Source organism: Cupriavidus sp. SK-4 (genome assembly GCF_000611125.1).
In the GTDB taxonomy this organism is placed as follows: Bacteria; Pseudomonadota; Gammaproteobacteria; order Burkholderiales; family Burkholderiaceae; genus Cupriavidus; species Cupriavidus necator.
Genome location: NZ_JFJW01000059.1, coordinates 1 through 20373 on the forward strand (window position 1 = coordinate 1; position 20373 = coordinate 20373).

6 protein-coding genes are annotated in these 20373 nt (G+C 71.0%); 5 read left to right on the forward strand and 1 reads right to left on the reverse strand.

All coding sequences use genetic code 11. From position 1 onward, the window contains the following. From CF68_RS37480 to CF68_RS12205, 4 genes are all read left to right on the forward strand, one after another. The coding region (locus CF68_RS37480; RefSeq protein WP_035819013.1) for a TonB C-terminal domain-containing protein at positions 1 to 326 on the forward strand (326 nt) is incomplete at its 5' end. Next, entirely contained in the window at positions 323 to 838 is a 516-nt protein-coding gene (locus CF68_RS12195) for an RNA polymerase sigma factor (RefSeq protein ID WP_035819015.1), read from the forward strand. The genes CF68_RS37480 and CF68_RS12195, both read left to right, overlap by 4 nt. Before the next feature lie 75 nt (positions 839 to 913). After that, a complete protein-coding gene (locus CF68_RS12200) occupies positions 914 to 1927 on the forward strand; it encodes a FecR family protein (protein WP_084187200.1) in 1014 nt (337 codons plus the stop codon). 190 nt (positions 1928 to 2117) lie between these two features. Further along, positions 2118 to 15770, forward strand: coding sequence for a filamentous haemagglutinin family protein (locus CF68_RS12205; protein WP_152548489.1), 13653 nt, complete (start codon positions 2118 to 2120; stop codon positions 15768 to 15770). 106 nt (positions 15771 to 15876) lie between these two features. Here CF68_RS12205 and CF68_RS12210 read toward each other — a convergent pair whose 3' ends face one another. Continuing rightward, positions 15877 to 17250: a tetratricopeptide repeat protein gene (locus CF68_RS12210; RefSeq protein ID WP_035819017.1), complete on the reverse strand. Its 1374-nt coding sequence runs from the start codon at positions 17248 to 17250 to the stop codon at positions 15877 to 15879. A 256-nt stretch (positions 17251 to 17506) separates the two neighbouring features. Between CF68_RS12210 and CF68_RS12215 the strand changes: the two genes are divergently transcribed. Continuing rightward, a partial coding sequence (locus CF68_RS12215) for a BTAD domain-containing putative transcriptional regulator (RefSeq protein ID WP_235205747.1) occupies positions 17507 to 20373 on the forward strand: 2867 nt, incomplete at its 3' end.

Sequence of the window (20373 nt, forward strand, 5' to 3'; positions counted from 1 at the left end):
CGGCGGCGCGCCAGCCCTACGACGGCCTGGTCCAGGCGCATGTCCGCCAGGCGCTATGCGCGCGCCCGGCGCTGGCGCTGGGCACCTACCGGCTGGCGCTTGCCGTGAACATCGATGGCGCCGGCCGCGTGCGGCGCGCGCGCCTGCTCGACACCACCGGCGACCGCGGCCGCGATGCCGCGATCGTGCAGGCCGTGCGCCAGGTCGACATCGGCCGCGCGCCTGCCGAGCCGGAAAAACCGTTCGTGCTGCTGGTGCGGCCGGTGCAGTGCGAGCATGGCCAGGCCTGCGCCTCGCCCTGCGAAACGCAGCGGGATGGCCGATGAGCGAAAGCATCCGTTCCAGCCTGCGCGAGCTGCTCACCCAACGCTACGACGACCTCAAGCGGCGCCTGACCTGGCGCCTGGGCTCGGCGGAGCTGGCCAGCGACGCGCTGCACGACACCTGGGTCCACCTGGAAGACCGCAACGACGCCAATGGCCCGGTCGCCAGCCCCGCGGCCTACCTGATGCGCATGGCCACCAACCTGGCCCTGGACCGGCTGCAGCGCGACCGCCGCTACATGAGTGCGGACGAGCTCGAGTCCCTGATGACGGAGATCGTCGATCCCGCGCCTGGCCCCGCCCAGACGGTCGCGGCACGCGGCGAGGTCGAGGCGCTGGCAAGCCTGATCGAAAGGATGCCGCCGCGGCGGCGTGCGATCTTCCTGGCGGTGCGCGTCGAGGAGCTGTCGAACCAGGAGGCGGCGGTGCGCTTCGGGGTGTCGGCGCGGCTGATCGGGCTGGAGCTGAAGCGTGCCCACGAATACTGCGTGGCCCACATGGAAAAGCATGACTGAAGAAACCGTGCCGATCCGTGGTGCCAGAACCGTCTTGTATGCAGGCGATACAGGACGGGGAGCTTGCGAGACGCCATGACATCCACCTTGAATCCTCCGCTACAACAGCCACGCGGGCTGAGCCGGGTCGAGCGCGAAGCATTGCGCTGGGCGCGCCAGATTGCGACGGGAGAGATGACGCACGCCGACGGCGATGCGCTGCGGCGCTGGTGCCGCGCCGATCCCGCGCACGCAGCGGCCTTTGCTTCTGCGCAGCGCCGCTGGGAACAGCTTGCGGCGGCCGGCCGGCTGGTGCTGGAGCGCGACCCGGACGCGGCACGCGCCGATGCCAGGCCGGCACCGGCACGCAGGGCCACGCCGGTGCGCTGGCAGCGCCGCGCCTTTCTCGGCGGGGCGCTTGGCGCCGCGGCGGCGACCACCGCCGCGCTGATCCACCCGCCGCTTGGCCTGTGGCCATCGGCGCGTGAACTGCGCGCCGACTACCGTACCGTGGCCGGCGAGCAGCGCCGGCTGGCGCTGGCCGGCGATGTCACCGTCGAACTCAATACGCGCACCAGCATTGCCGTGCGCCAGCAGGGCCGCGTGCCCGGCATCGACCTGATCGCGGGCGAGACCGCTATCGACATGGCCGAGGCCCGCCATCCCTTTGCGGTGGTGGCTGGTGCGGGCCGAACCATCGCCACGCACGCGCGCTTCGAGGTGCGCCACACCACCGCGGGGGTTTGCGTGACCTGCCTGCAAGGGCTGGTGCAGGTGGCACATCCAGCCGGCATGGCCACGCTGTCGGCGCGGCAGCAGGTGGCCTACGACGACCGCGCGCTGGCGCACGTGGTCAGCGTCGACGATGCGCGCATGCCAGCCTGGCGCGAGGGCTACCTGCGCTTTGCCGACACCCCGCTGCGCGATGTGGTCGATGAACTCAACCGCTACCGCAGCGGCAAGCTGGTGCTGATGAATGAACAGCTGGCCGCCAGGCCGGTGACGGGCCGCTTCCGGATCCGCGCGCTCGACAAGGCCATCGCGCAGATCCAGCAGTCATTTGGCCTGAGCGCGCGCCACCTGCCCGGCGGCGTGGTGCTGCTCTCCTGAACGGGTGATGCCCCGGCGGCGCTGTCACGAAATCTTCAAGGAAAAGCTTGCCGATTCGGGCGCGCCAAAAAGTCTAGATCCCAGGAGCACCGGCGGCAGGCGCCGCCGGTGGCAATGACGACAGGACCGGGCCGCATCGTTCCCAGGCATGCACTGGTCCGCCAACTTGCTTGACGGGATTGAGGGCACCATGCAGATGCGCGTTGACGACAGGACCATGCTTTCGCGGCACCAGGCCAGGTTCAGGCTGGCCGTACCGGAGGCGAGGCCGCTGGCCCGGGCCGTGGCCTTGCTGGTGGCGGCGGGAGGCATGCTTGCCAGTGCGCATGCCGCGCAACCGTTCAGCCGCGCCTGGATGGCGCAGAAGAACATGATGCAGGACAGCGCGGCCGCCACCGGCAGCCTGCCCAACGGCACCCCCGCGGCGGCGCTGACCAGCCCGCAGGCGCAGCAGCAGCGCGCCAATGAACAGCTGCAGCGTTCGATCCAGAGCCTGGGCCAGGCCGCGCAGGGCATTGCCGCCATGCAGGCCGCGCAGGAAGCGGCGCGGCAGGCCGCGGCGCGGGAGCCTTCGGTGCCCGATGGCCTGGCCGAAGGCGGCCTCAAGGTCGACACCAACAGCCTCAGCGCGGGCTGGGTCAATGCGAACAGGCCGGCTGCTGCGGTGGCGGACGGCAAGACCCACGTCACCATCGAGCAGACCGGCGAGCGCGCCATCCTGAACTGGGAAACCTTCAACGTGGGCCGCAATACCACGGTGGAGTTCCAGCAGCGGCCCGACTGGGCGGTGCTCAACCGCGTCAACGATCCGCAGGCACGGCCCAGCAAGATCCAGGGGCAGATCAAGGCCGACGGCACGGTGATGATCGTCAACCGCAACGGCATCGTCTTCACCGGCACCAGCCAGGTCAACACCCGCAACCTGGTCGCGGCCGCCGCCGGCATGACCAACGCCCAGTTCGACAAGGGCCTCTACAGCGAGGCCAAGGGCAACGGCCATGTGCCCACGCTGGCCAACGACCTGGCGGTGTCGAGCACCGCGGTGACCCATGGCAACGCCACCGCCGACGTGGTGGTGGAGGCGGGCGCGCGCATCGAGACGCGCAAGCCGCAGACCGTCACCGAAGGCGGCGGCTACGTGCTGCTGGCCGGCCGCGAGGCGCACAACCGCGGCACCATCGTGACCCCGGCCGGGCAGACCGTGCTGGCCGCGGGCGACAGCTTCGTCATCCGGCGCGGGCTGGGGACCGACAGCAACCGGAATTCAAGCACGCGCGGCAACGAGGTGGACGTGCTGCGCCTGCCCGGCAGCGAGGCCGGGCGCGTCAGCAACAGCGGCCTGATCCAGGCCGCCACCGGCGACATCACGCTCAAGGGCCATATCGTCGAGCAAAAGGGCGTGCTGCTGTCCAGCACCTCGGTCAACACGCGCGGCACGCTGCACCTGCGCGCCGAAGGCGATGCGAAGAGCCAGGTGGTGCTGGCGCCGGGCAGCGTCAGCGCCATCCTGCTCGATGACAGCAACGGCACCGCGCTCGACGTGCAGCGCGACGCGCTGCTGGGCGATTCCGCCAACGTCAGCGAAGGCGGCTACAACCGGCGCGACCAGTCGCTGGTGCAGATTGCCTCGGCCGGCGACGTGCTGTTCGAGGCCGACTCGCTGGCGCTGGCCACCGGCGGCCAGATCAGCGTGGCGGCCGCGCGCCGCACGCGCCTGGCCGACCGCGCCATCCTCGACGTGGCTGGCGCCGTGGGCGTCAACGTGGCGATGGAATCGAACAACGTTGAGATCAACGTCCAGGGCAACGAGCAGCGCGACGCGCCCGACAACCGCGACTCCAAGACCCTCAACAACAACACCATGTGGGTGGACCGCCGCTATCTGGTGCGCGTGCCGGCGGGCACCAACGGCTACACCACCGACCGCTGGTACACCGGCGGCGGCCTGCTGGAGGTGAGCGGCTACCTGAACACCAGCGGCCACGGCATCGGCGAATGGGCGGCGCTGGGCGGAACCGTGCTGTTCGATGGCGGCGAACTGGTGACGCAGGCCGGTTCGGCCATCAATATCTCGGGCGGCTCGCTCAACGTGCAGACCGGCACGATCCGCCAGAGCTGGCTGCGCGGCGCCGACGGGCAGCTCTACAACCTGGCCACGGCGCCGGCTGACATCCGCTACCTGGGCCTGTACCGCGGCTACGAGAACGAGCACAAGCGCTGGGGCAAGAGCTCCACCGAACAGTTCTACAACCCGCTGATCGCGCCGCAGCAGCGGCTGGAGAACGGCTATACCGTGGGCCGCGACGCCGGGCGCGTGCTGGTCGGCACCGGCACGGCGGTGCTGGAGGGCGAGATCCAGGCCACGGTGTACCAGGGGCCGCGCCAGGGCGAAGCGCGCGACGCCGGCCTCGATGGCTACCGGCAATCGCAGGTGGCCGCGCCTCTGGCCGGGGAGCTGGTGCTGGGCAAGCTGGTGCCGATGTTCGACACTGGCACCGGCATGCTGCGCGAGAGCCCGTCGGCGGTGGCGGGACAGGTCGATATCGGCGCGGTGCAGCGCATCGCGCAGGGGCTCGCGGTTGAAGATGCCCTGCCTGAAGACCTGGTCGGCAACATCCGCCTGGATGCCGGCTGGCTGAACGGGCTGGGGCTGGGTGCGTTCAGGGTCTTCGCCAGCAAGGGCATTGCGGTAGATGCGCCGCTGTCGGTGGCGCCGGGCGGCACGCTGGCACTGCACGCGCCCCAGGTGGACGTGAAGGCTGGCCTGGCCGCGCGCGGCGGCACCATTGCGCTGGGCGACATCGTCAGCAGGATGGGGCCGAGCAGCAAGCTCAACTGGCTCGACATGCCCATTGCCGCCACGGCGGCCGGGCAGGCGGTGGTGAAGGTGGCGCCGGGGGTGATGCTGGATGCGCGCGGGCTGTGGACCAACCTCAGGCAGGACGCGGGCGATATCGGCGGGCTGCCCTATGTCAACGGCGGCACGATCGCGCTCAGCAGTTCGGGCGATGTCGTGCTTGGCAGCGGTAGCGTGCTGGACGTGTCCTCGGGCGCCGCGCTGATGGCCAACGGCTCGCTGCAGGGCGGGCGCGGCGGCAATATCGCGCTGCGCTCGAACCAGTATGACATTGACGGCAACGGCTCCGGCACCCTGCGCATGGACGGCGAGCTGCGCGGCTACGGCGTGCGCGGCGGCGGCACGCTGACCATCGACTCGGGCCTGGGCGTGGCCGTCGGCGGCGGCCTGCTGGCCGAGGCCGGGCGGCTGAAAGCGGGCGAGTCGGTGCCGGTGCACCTGACGCTGGATCAAGCCTTCACCATCGCGGCAGGCACGGTGCTGCCGGTCGACTATATCTATGCGTCCGATGTCGCCGCGCCGGGCGACATGGCGCCGGGGACGATCCAGATCACCGCCGAGCGCACGCTCAGGCTGGGGGCGGACTGGGTGGTGCCGCAGGGCGTCAACTGGAACCCGTTCGTGGTCTATGACGAGTCGGGACGCTGGTATTCATCGGGCATGACAGTGCCCGCGGGCACGGTGCTGACGCGCACGCAGAGCGATATGGCGCCGGGCTATGTCGTGCCCGCGGCCGTGTTCCCCGGCGGCATGCCGGTGGCCGAATTCAGCACTACCATCAAGGCCGGCACGCCGTTCGGCAAGGACCGCGTGCTGGCCGCGGGGGACCGCCTGCCGGCAGGCGTGGTGCTGTCCGCCGATGTCGCGGTCAAGCCGCTGCTGGTGCTGGACGGCAGCCTGTTCCAGACCGGCTTCGGCCGCTACGAGGTGGCCGGCCAGCAAGGCGCGCAGGTCGCGGCCGGCGCCACCATCGACGTGAACATGCCGGTGCTGCGCCACGACCAGGCCAGCGCCCACGCGGTGCCCACCGGGGCCGCGCCGGAGCAGGCGCTGTGGCGCGAGCTGCCGCCGCTCTGGGAGGAGGATGCCGAAAGCGCCGTGCTGACGCAGCGGCGTGGCGCCGAGCTGGTGCTGACCGGCGGCAACGTATACGGCCAGGCCCCCGTGGTGGTTGGCCGGGGCGCCACCGTGACGGTGGATCCGGGCCGCGCGCTGACTTTGCGCGGCAATGGCCAGATCACTGTCGACGGCACGCTCAATGCCTGGGGCGGCAAGATCGCCGTGCTGCAGACCGCGCTCGGTGCCACCACAGAGGCCGCTGCGCCGAACGGCCAGCCCGATACCAAGTCGATCTGGATTGGCAGCGGCGCCGTGCTTGATGTGGCGGGCCGCGCCGTCACCGCGCGCGACACGCAGGGCCGCAGCTACGGTGTGGTTGCCGATGGCGGCACCATCGAGATCGGCGCGCGCCATGTCGAAGGCGCGCGCGAGGTCGATGCCGCCGATGCCTTTGTGATCGTGCGCCCGGGCGCGCGGCTCGACGCGTCCGGCGCCATGGCGGTGCTGGACGTGCCCGGCATGGGCGCGACCCGGATTGCCGGCGACGGCGGCGTGATCGCGGCCAGCTCGATGCGCGGGCTGTACGTGGAAGGCGATGTGCGCGCGGCCGCGGGCGGGCAGGGCGCCGCCGGCGGCACGCTGGCGCTGAACCTGGAAACGCCGGTCTACCTGAACGTGGACCGCAACACCCTGAAGGGCGCGGCGGCGGATGACGAGGTGCGCGTGCCGCGCGAGCTGGTGCTGGCGCAAGTGCAGGGCGACAGCGGACTCGCCGCCGGGCTGCGGCCCGGCATGCGCGACGACGCGCTGCGCTATGGCAGCGCCCGCATCGGCGTGGACCGCATCCAGGCCGGCGGCTTCGACAACCTTGCGCTGCTGGCCAACGGCCTGATCAGCTTCGAGGGCGATGTGAACCTGGCGATGGGCCAGAGCCTGCGCCTGACCGCCAGCGCCATCGGCCTGGCGGACCAGGCCGCGCCCGCCGCGCGCGTCAGCCTGGCGGCGCCATACATGCGGCTGGCCGGCGATACGCGCAGGCAGGCGGACAACACCATCATGCCCAATCCGGTGCGCGGCTCGAAGAATGCGGGCGCGGCCGCCGGCACGCTGGGCGTGCCGCTGGTGGCCGAGGGCTCCAGCTTGATCGCGGATGCGCAGTTTCTCGACCTGGTGGGCGAGGTCGGCATCGGCGCGCGCGGTGAGATCATCCGCAACGCCGGCGACCCGCTCAAGGTGGAGCGCGGCGCGTTCGACCAGATGACGCTGCGCAGCGCCTCGGATATCCGCCTGTCCGGCGCCGCGGTGCTGTACCAGCCCGGCAACCTGACGCTCGCCGCCTCGCAGATCTACCCGGCCATGCACGACAGCGGCAAGGTCGTGGCCGGCCTGCGCAACACCATCGATCAATGGGGCAATCCGGCGCGCGGCTTCGACCCTGCCCGCAGCCTGACCATCGAGCGCGTGGGCGAGGCGCTGCCCGCCATGCCGTATTCGGTGTTCGGCAGCCTGATCCTCGCCGGCCCCACGGTCAACCAGGGCGGCGTGCTGCGGGCCCCGCTGGGCACCGTCTCGGTGGGATCCAAGCTGCATGGCGAGGAAACCGGCCAGGTCAACCTGCTGCCGGGCAGCGTGACCTCGGTCAGCGCCAACGGGCTGGTGATGCCATACGGCGGCTCGCTCGACGGCCTGAGCTATATGCACAACGGCACGGATGCGGAGTTCGACCGCGTGGGCGCGGGGCCGGCCATCGTGCTTTCGGGCCACGCCATCGACGTGCAGAAGGATGCGCTGCTCGATATGCGCGGCGGCGGCGAGCTCAAGGGCGCTGCCTTCCTGGCGGGCCGGGGCGGCTCCACCGACGCGCGCCTGCATCCGCTGGCGCAGGTGTCGCTGAAGGGCGGCTTCACGCTGCCGGGGCTGGCCACCAACCCGGTCTATGCCATCGTGCCGGGGGTGCAGGCAGGCTATGCGCCGATCGTAGTGGAGAAGGGCGCCAGCGATCCGGCCATCGGCCGGCAGATCACCATCGGCGCGGGCGTGCCGGGCCTGCCCGCCGGCACCTATACCCTGCTGCCTTCGACCTTTGCCCTGTTGCCGGGCGCGTTCCGCGTCGAGCTCAACGGCATCGGCAGCAAGGCCGTGCCGCAAGGCCAGGCGCTGGCCATGCGCAATGGCTCGTATGCCGCCGGCGCGCAGCTCGGCACGGTCAACACCGGCATCGGCGACGCCCTGCCTGTCCAGGCGCTGGTGACGTCCGCCGATGTGCTGCGCCGGTATTCGCAGTACAACGAGATGAGCTACGCCGATTTCGGCGTGGCCCGGGCCGAGCGCGACGGCGTGCCGCGCAGCATGCTGGAGCGCGACGCCAAGACGCTCAGGCTGGACTTCATTCCCGACACGTCGAAGGGCAAGCTCGGCGACGCGCCGCCGCTGCGCTTCGCCGGCTCGACCGACTACAGCACGCCGCAGGGCGGCCACGGTGGCAGCGCGCTGGTCCTGAGCGACAGCGGCAACTACGAGATCCTGGCCGCGGGCGCCGCACCCACCCCGGTGGCCGGCACCGGCCTGATGAGCCTGATCTCCCTGCGCGCGGACGACCTCAACGCCATCGGCGCGAACCGCCTGGGCATCGGCGGCCCGCCCCCCGGGGGCGNGGCCGTCAGCGCCACCGGCAGCACGCAGCGCGACAACGTTGCCGTCTTCTCCGGCAACAGCAGGAACATCATGCTGCGCGAAGGCGCGGTGCTCAGGGCGGGCGAGGTGTTCCTGGTCACCAGCAACAAGCACGGCGGCATCGTCATCGAGCAGGGGGCGGGCATCAATACGCTGGGCCGGGGCAAGGCGGCCTGGGATTCCACCCATGGCTATGTGTACGAGCCCGGGCCGACTTCGGTGCTGGCGGTATCCAACGGCTGGCTGGACGTGCTGGCGCCCGCGGCCTCCAACGATCCGGACCGTGGCCCGGGCCGCATCGACATCGGCGCCTGCAAGCCCGGGGCCGTGTGCAACGGCACCACGCAGTTGTACTCCGAAGGCACCATCGCCGCCGTCACCGACCAGAGCTTCGACCTGCGCGACACGGCGCGCTATGGCACGCGCAACCTGTCGCTGGCGGTCGGCGGCATCAATGTCGGCAGCGAGGCGTCGCTGGTCGCGGTGGCGGCGCGCAATGCCCTCGCGCCCGGGCTCACGCTCAACCAGGGCGTGCTGGACCGGCTGCTGCGCGGCGACGCCAGCACGGGCGCACCGGCGCTGGAAAACCTGGTGCTGACCGCGCGCGATGCCGTCAATTTCTACGATTCGATCCAGCTGTCCACCATTGATCCAGCCACCGGCAAGTCCTCGCTCGAGCGGCTGGTGCTGACCTCGCCGGCCATCTATGGCCTGGGCGATGCCGATGCGCAGGCGCGCATCCGCACCGACGTGCTGGTCTGGAACGGCGCCAATAGCGCGCCGGGCCAGGTCGCAGCCGGCGGCGCCGGCACGGGCAGCGGGCGTCTTGCCATCGACGCCCGCCGGATCGAATTCGGCTACGGTCCGGGCTCGCGGCCCGATACCGTCCATGACATGGACCGGTTGGTGCTGGGCTTCGGCCAGGTGGAACTCAATGCCAGCGACCGCATCACGGCCAACCAGAAGGGCTCGCTCTCGGTCTACCAGGCGCGCGGCGCATGGGATGCGGCCACCAATGGCTACCAGTACAGCGTCGGCAACCTGCACATCAACACGCCGCTCCTGACCGGCCAGGCCGGCTCGGTCAACAAGCTCCGCGCGGGCGGGGATATCCGCGTCGCCGCGCCGGCCGGCGCGGCCGCGGCGCCGCTGTCCAGCCAGGAACTGGCGGCGGCGCTGGGCGCCGAGGTGGCGCTCGAGGGGCGCAGCGTGGCGCTGGACACGGCGGTGGCGCTGCCCAGCGGCAAGCTCACCCTGTCGGCCACGGGCGACGTGGTGCTCGGCGAGCGCGCGCAGCTCGACCTCGCCGGGCGCAGGATCGATTTCTTCGATGTCAGCAAGTACAGCTGGGGCGGCGACGTGGTGCTGGAAAGCCGGGCCGGCGATATCCGCCAGGCGGCGGGCTCGCGCATCGACCTGTCCGCGCAGGAGAACCGCGCCGGCAAGCTCACCGCGGTGGCGGTGGGCAGCGGCGCCGGCACGGTGGACCTGCAAGGCGCCATCGCGGGCGCCAGCACGGGCCACTACGACGCCGGCGGCACGCTGGTGCCGTTCGCGGCCGGCGGCGCCGATATCCGCGGCCAGCATATCGCCGACTTCGCCGGGCTCAACCAGCGCCTGAACGAGGGCAAGGTGCACGGCAGCCGCAGCTACCAGCTCAAGCAGGGCGACCTGACGGTGGGCGACGATTTGAAGGCGCGCGAGATCAGCGTCTCGGTGGACGGCGGCAGCCTGGTGGTGAACGGCACGGTCGATGCCAACGGCGAGCAGGTCGGCAGCATCCGCCTGGCCGCGCGCGACGGCGTCACCATCGGTGGCGCGGCACTGCTCGACGCGCACGGCCGCGTGCTGCGCGTGGACAGCTACGGCAAGCTGATCGAGGCGCCCAACCGCGCCGTGATCGACATCAACGCCGGCAACGGGCGGCTGCTGCTGGCAGACGGCGCGCGCATGGATGTGCGTGCCGGCACCGACGGCGCGGCGCAGTCGCTGGGCACGGTGGAGCTGAGCGCGCGCCGCCTCGGCGGCGCCACCGGCAACGATATCGACATCGACGCGGCCGGCACGGTGCGGATCGACGGCGCGCGCGCTGTCACGGTCAACGCCTTCCATAGCTACAACGATGCGCCGCTGGTCACCGGCGGCACCGCCGACGGACGCGGCTACCAGTCCGTCACCCAGGCCTACCTGAACCAGAAGCACGACGACAGCGTCGGCTTCATGGCCCACGCACTGGCCAACGGCGACCTGATGGGCCGCAGGCTGGCCGGCCTGCGCCGCTACGCGGACGCTTTCCATTTGCGCCCCGGCGTCGAGATCGTCAGTGCCACGCCGGACGGCGACCTGCATATTGATGGCGATATCGACCTGTCAGGCTTCCGCTACGCCAGCGTCAATCCGCATACGCAGCAGAGCGCCGCGCGCGGCTCGGGCGAGGCGGGTGCGCTGGTGCTGCGCGCCGGCGGCGACCTCAAGATCTTCGGCAGCGTGTCGGACGGCTTCGACGGCGCGGCGCTGCCGGTCACGCCGGACGACCAGGGCTGGATGCTGCTCAAGGGCCGGGTGCCCTGGGGCGGCGACTTGGTGGTGCCGGTCGACGGCACCGTCACGCTTGCCGACGGCACCTTCTTCAACCCCGGCCGCGCGCTCAACTACGCCTTGCCGATGCAGGCCATGAGCCTGCGCGCCGGCACCGAGCTGGCCACGCGCGCCACGCTCACGGCCGACCTGCTGCTGCCGGCCGGCACGGTGCTGGGCGGCGCCATCCGCGACGGCCAGGGCAATGTGATCCACGCCGCCGGCACGGTATTGTCCGCGGCGCTCACGCTCACGAGCGGCATGCAGCTCGACGCGGGCAACCGCCTGCCGGGCGCGGCCAGGGTGGCTGCGATGACCTGGCCGGCCGGCGTGCCACTGCCGTTCCCCGACGGCGCCGTGAGCGACTCGGGCGCCTGGAACCCCGTCAACGGCGTGGTGCTGGCGGGCGACTTGCCGCTGCGCAAGGGCGCGATGATCCCCAGCGAAACCGTGGTGAAGCTGCCGGGCGATGCCCAGAGCGTGCTGCTGCGCCCCGCCGATGCCAGCGGCAACCAGGGCCGCACCTGGGCACTGGCGCCGATGCTGGCCGAAGGCTCGCAATCGTGGTCGATGCGGCTGGTGGGCGGAGCCGACACGGCGGCGGTCGATACGCGCGCGCTGCTGCCGCGCAGCAAGCGCGGGCAGATCCTGCTGGCCGACACGCACTACGGCCCCGGGCCGGAACGGGTGCTCAGGCCCGGCACCGGCTTGCCGGGCCAGTACGTCTGGGGGCCGGACGCCGAACCCTTTTTTGGCGAGCCCGCGGGCACGCCGATCAACCTCGACGACTGGGGCGGCGAAGCGTCGGTGGCCGAGTTTAACAACGCGGGGCTGGGGGTGCTGGTGGTCAAGGTGGCCGACGGCACGCCGCCCGAATACGACGACAAGATGACACCCGCGCGCCAGCAGCTGTTCAGCGTGCTGCGCACCGGCACCGGCGACCTGGACCTGCTCGCCGCCGGCGACTTCACCATGACTTCGCCGTTCGGCGTCTATACCGCCGGCACCCAGGCCGCGGGCGTCGATGCCGCCTACAATCAGCGCCGCGCGGTCGGCAACGGGGGCACGCTGCTGGGCGCCAACGGCGGCTTCCTCGAACCCTTTATCGACGGCGGCAGCCAGAGCCTCTACCGCGCCTGGTATCCCGAGCATGGCGGCAACGTGCTGGTGCGGGCCCAGGGCGATGTGCGCGGCGACGTGATCGGGGTCAAGCCCGGTACGCAACGCATGGACGATGCGCTGGGCGTGATGCGCGGCCACTTCGACACCTCGGCCGTGGGCGGATGGCTGTGGCGCCAGGGTACCGGCAGCGCAGCGGCGGCGGGGGAGGGCGTGCCCACGGCGTGGTGGATCAACTTCGGCAGCTATGTGGAGGCGATTCCGGACACCAGTGCGCTGCATGGCACCGCGCCGTTCCTGGTGGGCTTCACCGGCATCGGCACGCTCGGCGGCGGCAACCTCGTGCTGGAAGCTGGCGGCAATGCCGGCATGCTGGAGTCGCGCATGGGCAATGGCGCCGGCTTCCTGTCGCGCAGCCAGGGCCTGAACCTGGCCGTGGCCAGCACCGGCCGCGTTTCGGCCGATGGCAGCCAGCTGACGCTGACCGGCGGCGGCGACTTGGACATCCGCATCGGCGGCGGCCTGAACCCGGTGGCGGAAGTCCGCGCCCAGCCCGATTCCGGTGGCGAAATCCGGCCCGAGACCCGCTTCCAGAGCCCGCGGCTGGACCTGAACAGCACCTTTGTCAACCTGCGCGGGGCGATGCGCCTCGAAGCCGGCGCGGTGGGCGGCATCGAGTTGCGCTACGACCGTGCCGATCCGATGGAGTCGCGCGCCTACCAGCCTTATGTCTCGACCTCGGCGATCGCGGGCGGCGGGCCGGTGCTGGTGCCGGGCGACGCCGGAGTGCGCATCGACGCGCGCGGCGACCTGGCGCTCGGCGGCGTGGGCGATCCCGGCCGCGTACCCCAGTTCCACAACGGCACCCCCTTCACGCTCAGCGGCACCGCCCACGATGGCGAAGGCTGGAGCTGGTTCTCGCTGTGGACGCCGGCCACCGCCATCGACCTGTTCAGCGCGGGCGGCAACCTGACGCCATCGATGGCCTGGATGGACCAGCGCGCGCGCAGCAACCACAGCGCCACCGACGGGCGCTTCGTGATGCCGGCTATCCTGCGCGCGGCGGCGCCCAGCGGCAGCCTCTACTACGGCAACGCGAGTTCGGGCCAGCTGAACAACGGCCGCCCGGACCAGTCTCCGGTCGGGCTGGTGCTGGCGCCGTCGCCGGTGAGCCCGCGCTTCGCCGTGCAGGGCACCGGCGCGCTCGAACTGCTGGCGGGCGATTCCATCTACGCCGCAGGCTATGCGGTGACCCAGTCCGGCGCCGACCCCACGGCGTTGCCCAGCCCGTTCAATCCGGCCTTTGTCGGCGTCGTCGGGAAGGCCTGGTTCGGGGCCCACAATGTCGGCAACCTCGACCCGCAGGCGCTGGCGCCCAGCCTGATGTTCTGGAAGGGGCTGGAGAGCGCGCAGCTCTATCCGCTGTTCAGCCTCACCCCGCCGACGGCATCCGGCTACGCGCGCGTCGGGCAGCCGCCCGCGCGCTTCTATGCGAGCGACGGCGATATCGTCGGGCTGCGCACCGGCACCATCGTCTACCGCGGCAATTTGAATGGCGCGCCGGGCAACCATGAAACCTGGTACGAGGGCAGCGGACCGGTGGCGATCCGCGCCGGGCGCGATATCGTCAATGCCGGCACGCCCCTGGGCAGCTTCGAGCTGGCGCCGGAAAATGCGCTGGGCTGGTTCGGCGAGTTCTACAGGGGCGAGCCCGACGCGCCGCTGCGGCCCACCCCGATCTCGGGCGGCAGCGCGCGCGGCAACCTGATCGTGCACAACAACGCGGACGATGTCTCAGTGGTCTCGGCCGGCCGCGATGTCCGCGGCGGCAGTTTCTACGTGGCCGGCTCCGGCCTGCTGGAAGTGACCGCCGGGCGCGATCTCTACCTGGCCGACAAGGGCGAGCTCAAGAGCATCGGCGCGGTGGCCAATGTGACGCCGGGCGACCGCTCAAGCGGCGCCGGCATCGCGGTGGCCGCCGGGGTCGGTGCCAGGGGCCTCGACGGCCTCGGCTTCCAGGCCTTCGCCGCGCGCTACCTGGACCCGGCCAACCAGGCCGACGCCGGCCGCCCGCTGGTCGGGCAGCCCGGCAAGGCGGTGACCATCTACGGCGGCAAGCTGACACTGGCCGACTGGCTGCGCGCCGAATTCGGCTACCGCGGCGACGAGGCGGGCGCGCCCGCCTTCCTGGCCGGCAAGCAGGCCGAGCTGGACCAGGCGCGCCAGCAGGCGCAGGCCGCCGGCGCCAATGCGGCCAACCGCGACCTGCAGCGCGAATACGGGCTGGCCGGCCAGCTGCACCTGGTCAACTGGCTCACCGGCCGCTTCGGCGGCAGCAATGGCCTGGGCCTGCATTTCGACGCGGCCACCATGGATGCGCGGCAGTTCTTCGCCGCGCTGCCGCCCGAGCAGCAGCGCGCCTACCTGCGCAATGTGTACTACGCCGAGCTCAAGGCATCGGGCCGCGAGTACAACGACGCCGACGGTGCGCGCGCCGGCAGCTACCTGCGCGGCCGCGAGGCCATCGCCACGCTGTTCCCGGAGCAGGACTACCAGGGCGACCTGACCATGTTCAGCAGCGCGCGGTACTACATGAGCGGCATCAACAACCAGGATGGGATTTACACCACCCGTCCCAGGGCGGGCGTGAAGTACCTGACCAAGGCCGAGTGGGTGGCCGCGGGCAGCCCAAGCTACGAGGTGCCTTACTACGATGTGCTCGATGCCGGCATCCATACAAACTTCGGCGGTGACATCAGCGTGCTGACGCCGGGCGGGCGCACCCTGGTCGGCGTGGACGGCGGCTTCGTTCCGGGCGAGGGCTCGGGGATGCTGACCCAGGGCGCGGGCGAGGTGCAGATGTACGCGAAGGACAGCATCCTGCTGGGCCAGAGCCGCATCTTTACCACCTTCGGCGGCAATATCATGGGGTGGTCAGCGCAGGGCGACATCAACGCCGGGCGCGGCTCCAAGTCCACCGTGGTCTACACGCCGCAGCGCCGCGTGTATGACGAGATGGGCCTGGTCTCGCTGTCGCCCACCACGCCGAACACCGGCGCGGGCATTGCCACGCTCAACCCGATCGCCGAGGTCCCGCCCGGCGACATCGACCTGATCGCACCGCTGGGCACCATCGACGCGGGCGAGGCCGGCATCCGCGTCTCGGGCAACGTCAACCTGGCCGCGCTGCGCGTGGTCAATGCCGAGAACATCCAGGTGCAGGGCAAGTCGACCGGCATCCCGGTGGTGGCGGCGGTCAACGTCGGCGCCCTGACCAATGCCAGCGCCGCCGCTTCGCAGGCAGCCAGCGCCGCGCAGGACGCGGTGCAGCGCGACCGCGCCGCGGCGCGCCAGGCACTGCCGTCGGTGTTCACGGTGCGGGTGCTGGGCACCGGCACCGAGCCGGCCGAAGGCACGCCGCGCCCGCGCGAAGGCGCGAGCGCAACGCCGGCCAGCTACGACCCGAAGGGGCCGGTGCAGGTATTGGGGCAGATGGCGTTGAGCGAGGCGCAGTTGAGCCAGTTGACGCCGACCGAGCGCAGCAACCTGCAGCGCTGATGGCGCCCTGACGATCGAGGGAGCGCTTTGGGGAGGCTTGCCTGGGCTCGGCACGAGCCAAGGCAAGCCTCCTCGTTTTTTTCCGCTCATGGCCAGCCGGCTTGCGTCACGCCACCTTCGCCGCGACCGCCTCCCCCTGGCCGTCCGCCGCTTCGCGCTGGAGCGCTGAAGCGCGCTGCACCAGCTTGCTCAGGCTGGGGTTCATCGGCTTGAGCTCCATGCGCTCGGCCGCCAGCGCGCAGGCCAGGTTGGCGCGCTGGCCTCGCAACGCCGCCTCGATCAGCGTCAGGTTGATGAGATCGCGCTGGGCGTGGCTGCCGCCGAAGCGATGCGCGATCTGGCGCACCGGCAGCAGCAGCTCGATGGCGTGGTCGTAGTCTTGCCGCGAGAAGGAGAGCAGGGCCTCGGTCACCGGCAGGCCGACCTCGCGGGTCATCATCGCGTTGGAGCCACTGCCACCTGCCGCAGTGCGCATGCCGGCAAGCAGGGGGGCCAGGGCGCTGTCGCGCCCGGCGCAAAGATAGGACATGGCGGCATGGGTGTCGTTGAAGGCGTAGTAGCCTTCTGCGCCGCGCGCCTGCCAGGTGTCGGCGACTTCGTTCCAGCGCTCGCCCACGTCGATGCCGCGCAGGTGCAGGCGCCACAGCATGGCGCAGGCATCGATCAGCTCAAGCGCCACCGCGGAGTGGTTCTCGCGGATATGCCCGTCGTAGATGTCCAGCACCTGCCTGGTATGGCCGAGTTCGAGATGGAACAGCGCCAGGTGCCACCAGTTGTGCACGGCCATCATATTGTCCTGCGACCAGTCGGCGGCGCGCCCGCTCAGCCAGTCGATGCCTTCGTCCTGGCGGCCCTGCATTTCCATCACGTGGGCGACCGCATGAATGGCCCAGGGATCGCGCGGGTTCAGTTCCAGGGCGAAGCGGCCGCGTTCCTCGGCTTGCTCGTACATGTTCGTTTCCTCAAGCCCGAACGCATGCATGCCAAGGACGTAGCCGAAGCCGGGTACGCGCGTAGTCCAGTACGGCAGCACCTGGGCGATGCGGTCGCGCAGCAGGGTGGACTGCCCGAGCAGGAAATCCCCGATATGGGCGATCTGCAGCGCCAGGCTGTCGCGCGGATAGTCGACCACGATGTCGCCGTACAGCTGGATCGAGCGCGCGAAGTGGCCGTCCAGCCAGGCGCGTGCCGCCGCGATATGCCGGCGCTCGCGCTCGTTGGCGCTGGCGGACAGCGCTTCGCCTGCCTCGACGCTCTGCCTGAGCATCGGCTCCACGCAGCCGTCGCCAGCCGTGATCATCATCCCCGCGCGCATGGCATGGCCCATCACGAAGCCCGGATCGTCGGCCAGGGCATGGTCGATCACCGTAAGCGGGTCGCCATAGTAGCCATGCAGCAATTCCAGGGCGGCTTCGAAGCGCTCCAGCGAGTTGGTGTTGGTGCTCGAAACCGAAACACCGCGCGAGTCAGTATGTGTCATGACGCAATCCTTCCAGTGTGACCGAGGCAGCCCTTGCCTCGATGGCAGCCCCTGTTCGTCCGCTATGTCGGAGCCACGCGGCCCGGGGTTGTGGTCATACTAGGCAGCGGGCGTGAACGGGCCCGGCAATCCAGCGTGAAAGAAGCGTGAAAATTGAGGCAAGCCAGGAAGTACCGGCTTCGTATCTTTGCGCTGGCAAGGTGCGCGTGATCCTGTGCCGTCGCCTATAAATGATGGGCTTTCAGGTTTCCATATCATGGCCCGCGCCCGTCTTGACCTGTTCGGTGGCTTCCAGCTGAGTTCTGCAGGAGGAACGCCGATTCCGCTGACTGCCCGCAAAGCGCGCGCAGTGCTGGCCTATCTCGCGCTGGCGCAAGGGCGTGCCCAGCCGCGGGACAAGCTGGCCGCCCTGTGCTGGGCCGAAAGCAATGCCGAGCAGGCGCGCAGCAGCCTGCGCCAGGCGCTCAGCGCGGCGCGGCGCGCGCTGGAAGAGGCTGGCCAGCACGTGGTGCTGGCAGAAGGCGACAGCGTGACGCTCGGCGAGATCGATGTCGACGTGTGCGAGTTCGAGCAGTGTGCCCGTGAAGCCACGCCCGCGTCGCTTGCGCGCGCCGCGGCGCTGTACCGGGGTGACTTGCTGGATGGTTTTCATGCTGCCGCGCCGGCGTTCGACCACTGGCTGGCGATCGAACGCGAACGTCTGCGCGGCGTGGCATTGGGGGTCATGGCCAGGTTGCTGGCGCACCACGAACAGGCCGGCGAGACGGAGCAGGCCATCGCCAGTGCCACCCGCCTGCTTGCGCTCGATCCGCTGCAGGAAAGCGTGCACCGGGCGCTGATCCGGCTGTATGAACGCCAGGGCCGGCAGGCGCTGGCGCTCAAGCAATACCGCTTGTGCCGGGCGGCGCTGCAACGCGAACTCGGGGTATCGCCTGAGCCCGAGACCGAGGCGCTGTACCAGACAATGCTGCGGGCCCGCCGCGAGCCGGTGTCTGGCATGCCGGCTGGTGATGACGGTGCAGCGGTGCCACCTGCGTCTGCCGTAATCGCTGCCGAGCCGCAGCTGCGCCACGCAGTGGTCCTGGTAGCCAGCCTGGACGATAGCAGCGCTGGCCTGGACCCCGAGCCCTTGCACGATGTCCTTGTACGCTGGCGCCAGCATGCCAGGGCATTGGCCAGCGCCTGCGGCGGCCATATCACCGATGAAATCGGCACCCGGCTGATCATTGTGTTTGGCGTTCCGGTGGCGCATGGGAACGACGCAGAGCGCGCCCTGCATACCGCCGGGGCGCTGCATGCCGGTCTGGCGCGGCTGGCGGAATCCGCCAACGCCAGGCTGCTGGCGCGCGTAGGCCTGGCCAGCGGCCAGGTGCTGGCCGCCTGCGGCGAAAGCGGCACGACGCTGACCGGCGGGCCGGTTAGCGTGGCCTTGCAGGCGATGGAGCACGCCGAGCCTGGCGCAACCATGGTGTCGAATCGGGTCTACCAGGCGCTGCCCGGACGCCTGGAAGCGGACTGCGTGGCGCACGCCGTGCTCCCCGGCGTGGCCGAACCGATTCCGCTCTGGCGCGTGCGGCGCTTTCTCGGGGTGGAACAGGTGCCTGCGCAGCACGCCTTCGTCGGGCGGCAAGCGGAGCTGGCGCAGCTCGCCGGCGTTGCCGACAGCTGCCTGCGTTCCGGCCATGGCCGGGTCGTGCTGATCCGCGGCGAGGCCGGCATCGGCAAGAGCCGGCTCGCCGACCGCTTCGTCGCGCTGGCGCGCGAGCATGGCCTGGAGGCACACCGGGCGCTGGTGCTCGACTTCGGCGCCGGCAGCGGCGGCGATCCCTTGCGCATGCTCGCGCGCAGCCTGCTGGGCGTCGCGCCTCGCACGGACGCGAATGGCGCCGCCGCCGAAGAAGCGGCAGGCGCGGCCATCGGGCAAGCGCTCGCGGCCTGGCAACTCGGCGAGGATGAGCTTGTGTTCGCCCGCGACATGTTCGAGCAGCCCCAGTCCCGGGAGCAGGCCGCCGCACTGGCCGCGATGGACGCCGCCAGCCGGCAACGCGGCGCACAGCGATTGATGGTGACGCTGGCCACCCGCCGCAGTGCGGTGCGCGCGCAGTTGATCGTGGTCGAAGACGTCCACTGGGCCGAGCGCACGGTGCTCGATTGCCTGGCGCAACTGGCCGCGGCAACCCGCAGCCATGCGCTGATCCTGGTGCTGACCGTACGTCCCGAGCATGACCCGCTCGATGCGGCCTGGCGGGCGACCAGCCAGGGAGCATCGCTGACCACCATCGACCTCGGGCCGCTCGACGATGCCGAGGCGCACGAACTGGCTGCCTGCCATCGGCAGGTCGATCCTGCCGTGGCCGCTACCTGCATTCGCCGGGCTGAGGGCAATCCGCTGTTTCTCGACCAGTTGCTGCGCGGTGCGGAGGCGGGCGCGGACGAGTTGCCCGGCACGCTGCAGAGCATCGTGCTGGCGCGCATGGACCGGTTCTCTACCGCCGACCGCCAGGCGCTGCAGGCCGCTGCCGTACTGGGCCAGCGCTTTGGCCCGGCCGCGCTGCGGCACTTGATCGAAGATCCCGTGTACGCTTGCGAGCGCCTGGTGCAGGAGGCCATGGCCCGGCCGGAAGGCGAAGACTATTTGTTCATGCACGCGCTGATCCATGAGGCGGTGTACGCCTCGCTGCTCAAGTCGCGGCGACAGAATCTGCACCGGCGCGCAGCCGCCTGGTATGAAGGCCGGGACCCGGCGCTGATGGCCGAGCACCTGGATGCCGCAGGCGATCCCGGCGCGCCCGAGGCCTATGCCGCCGCCGCGCGCCATGAGGCGGCGCACTTCCGCGGCGAGCGCGCGCTGCGCCTGGTCGAGCGTGCGCAGCGCCTGGATAGCGGCGACGCCTGCAGGCACACGCTTGCCTGCCTGCACGGCGAGCTGGCACTTGATTTGGGCCTGCCGACGCAAGCGCTGCAGGCGTTCCGGCAAGCGCAATTGCTGGCGAGCGATGCGGCACAGCGGGCCCGGGTGTGGCTTGGCACGGCGGCCGCCTTGCGCCTGCTCGACCGCTATGACGAAGCCCTGGCGGCGCTGCGCGAGGCGGAGCAGGCCGCCGCCGCGCCGGGCCCGCCCCC

Coding starts and splice junctions, on each gene's coding strand:
- CF68_RS12195 (WP_035819015.1), top strand. CDS start 323: ATGAGCGAAAGCATCCGTTCCAGCCTGCGCGAGCTGCTCACCCAACGC.
- CF68_RS12200 (WP_084187200.1), top strand. CDS start 914: ATGACATCCACCTTGAATCCTCCGCTACAACAGCCACGCGGGCTGAGC.
- CF68_RS12210 (WP_035819017.1), bottom strand. CDS start 17,250: ATGACACATACTGACTCGCGCGGTGTTTCGGTTTCGAGCACCAACACC.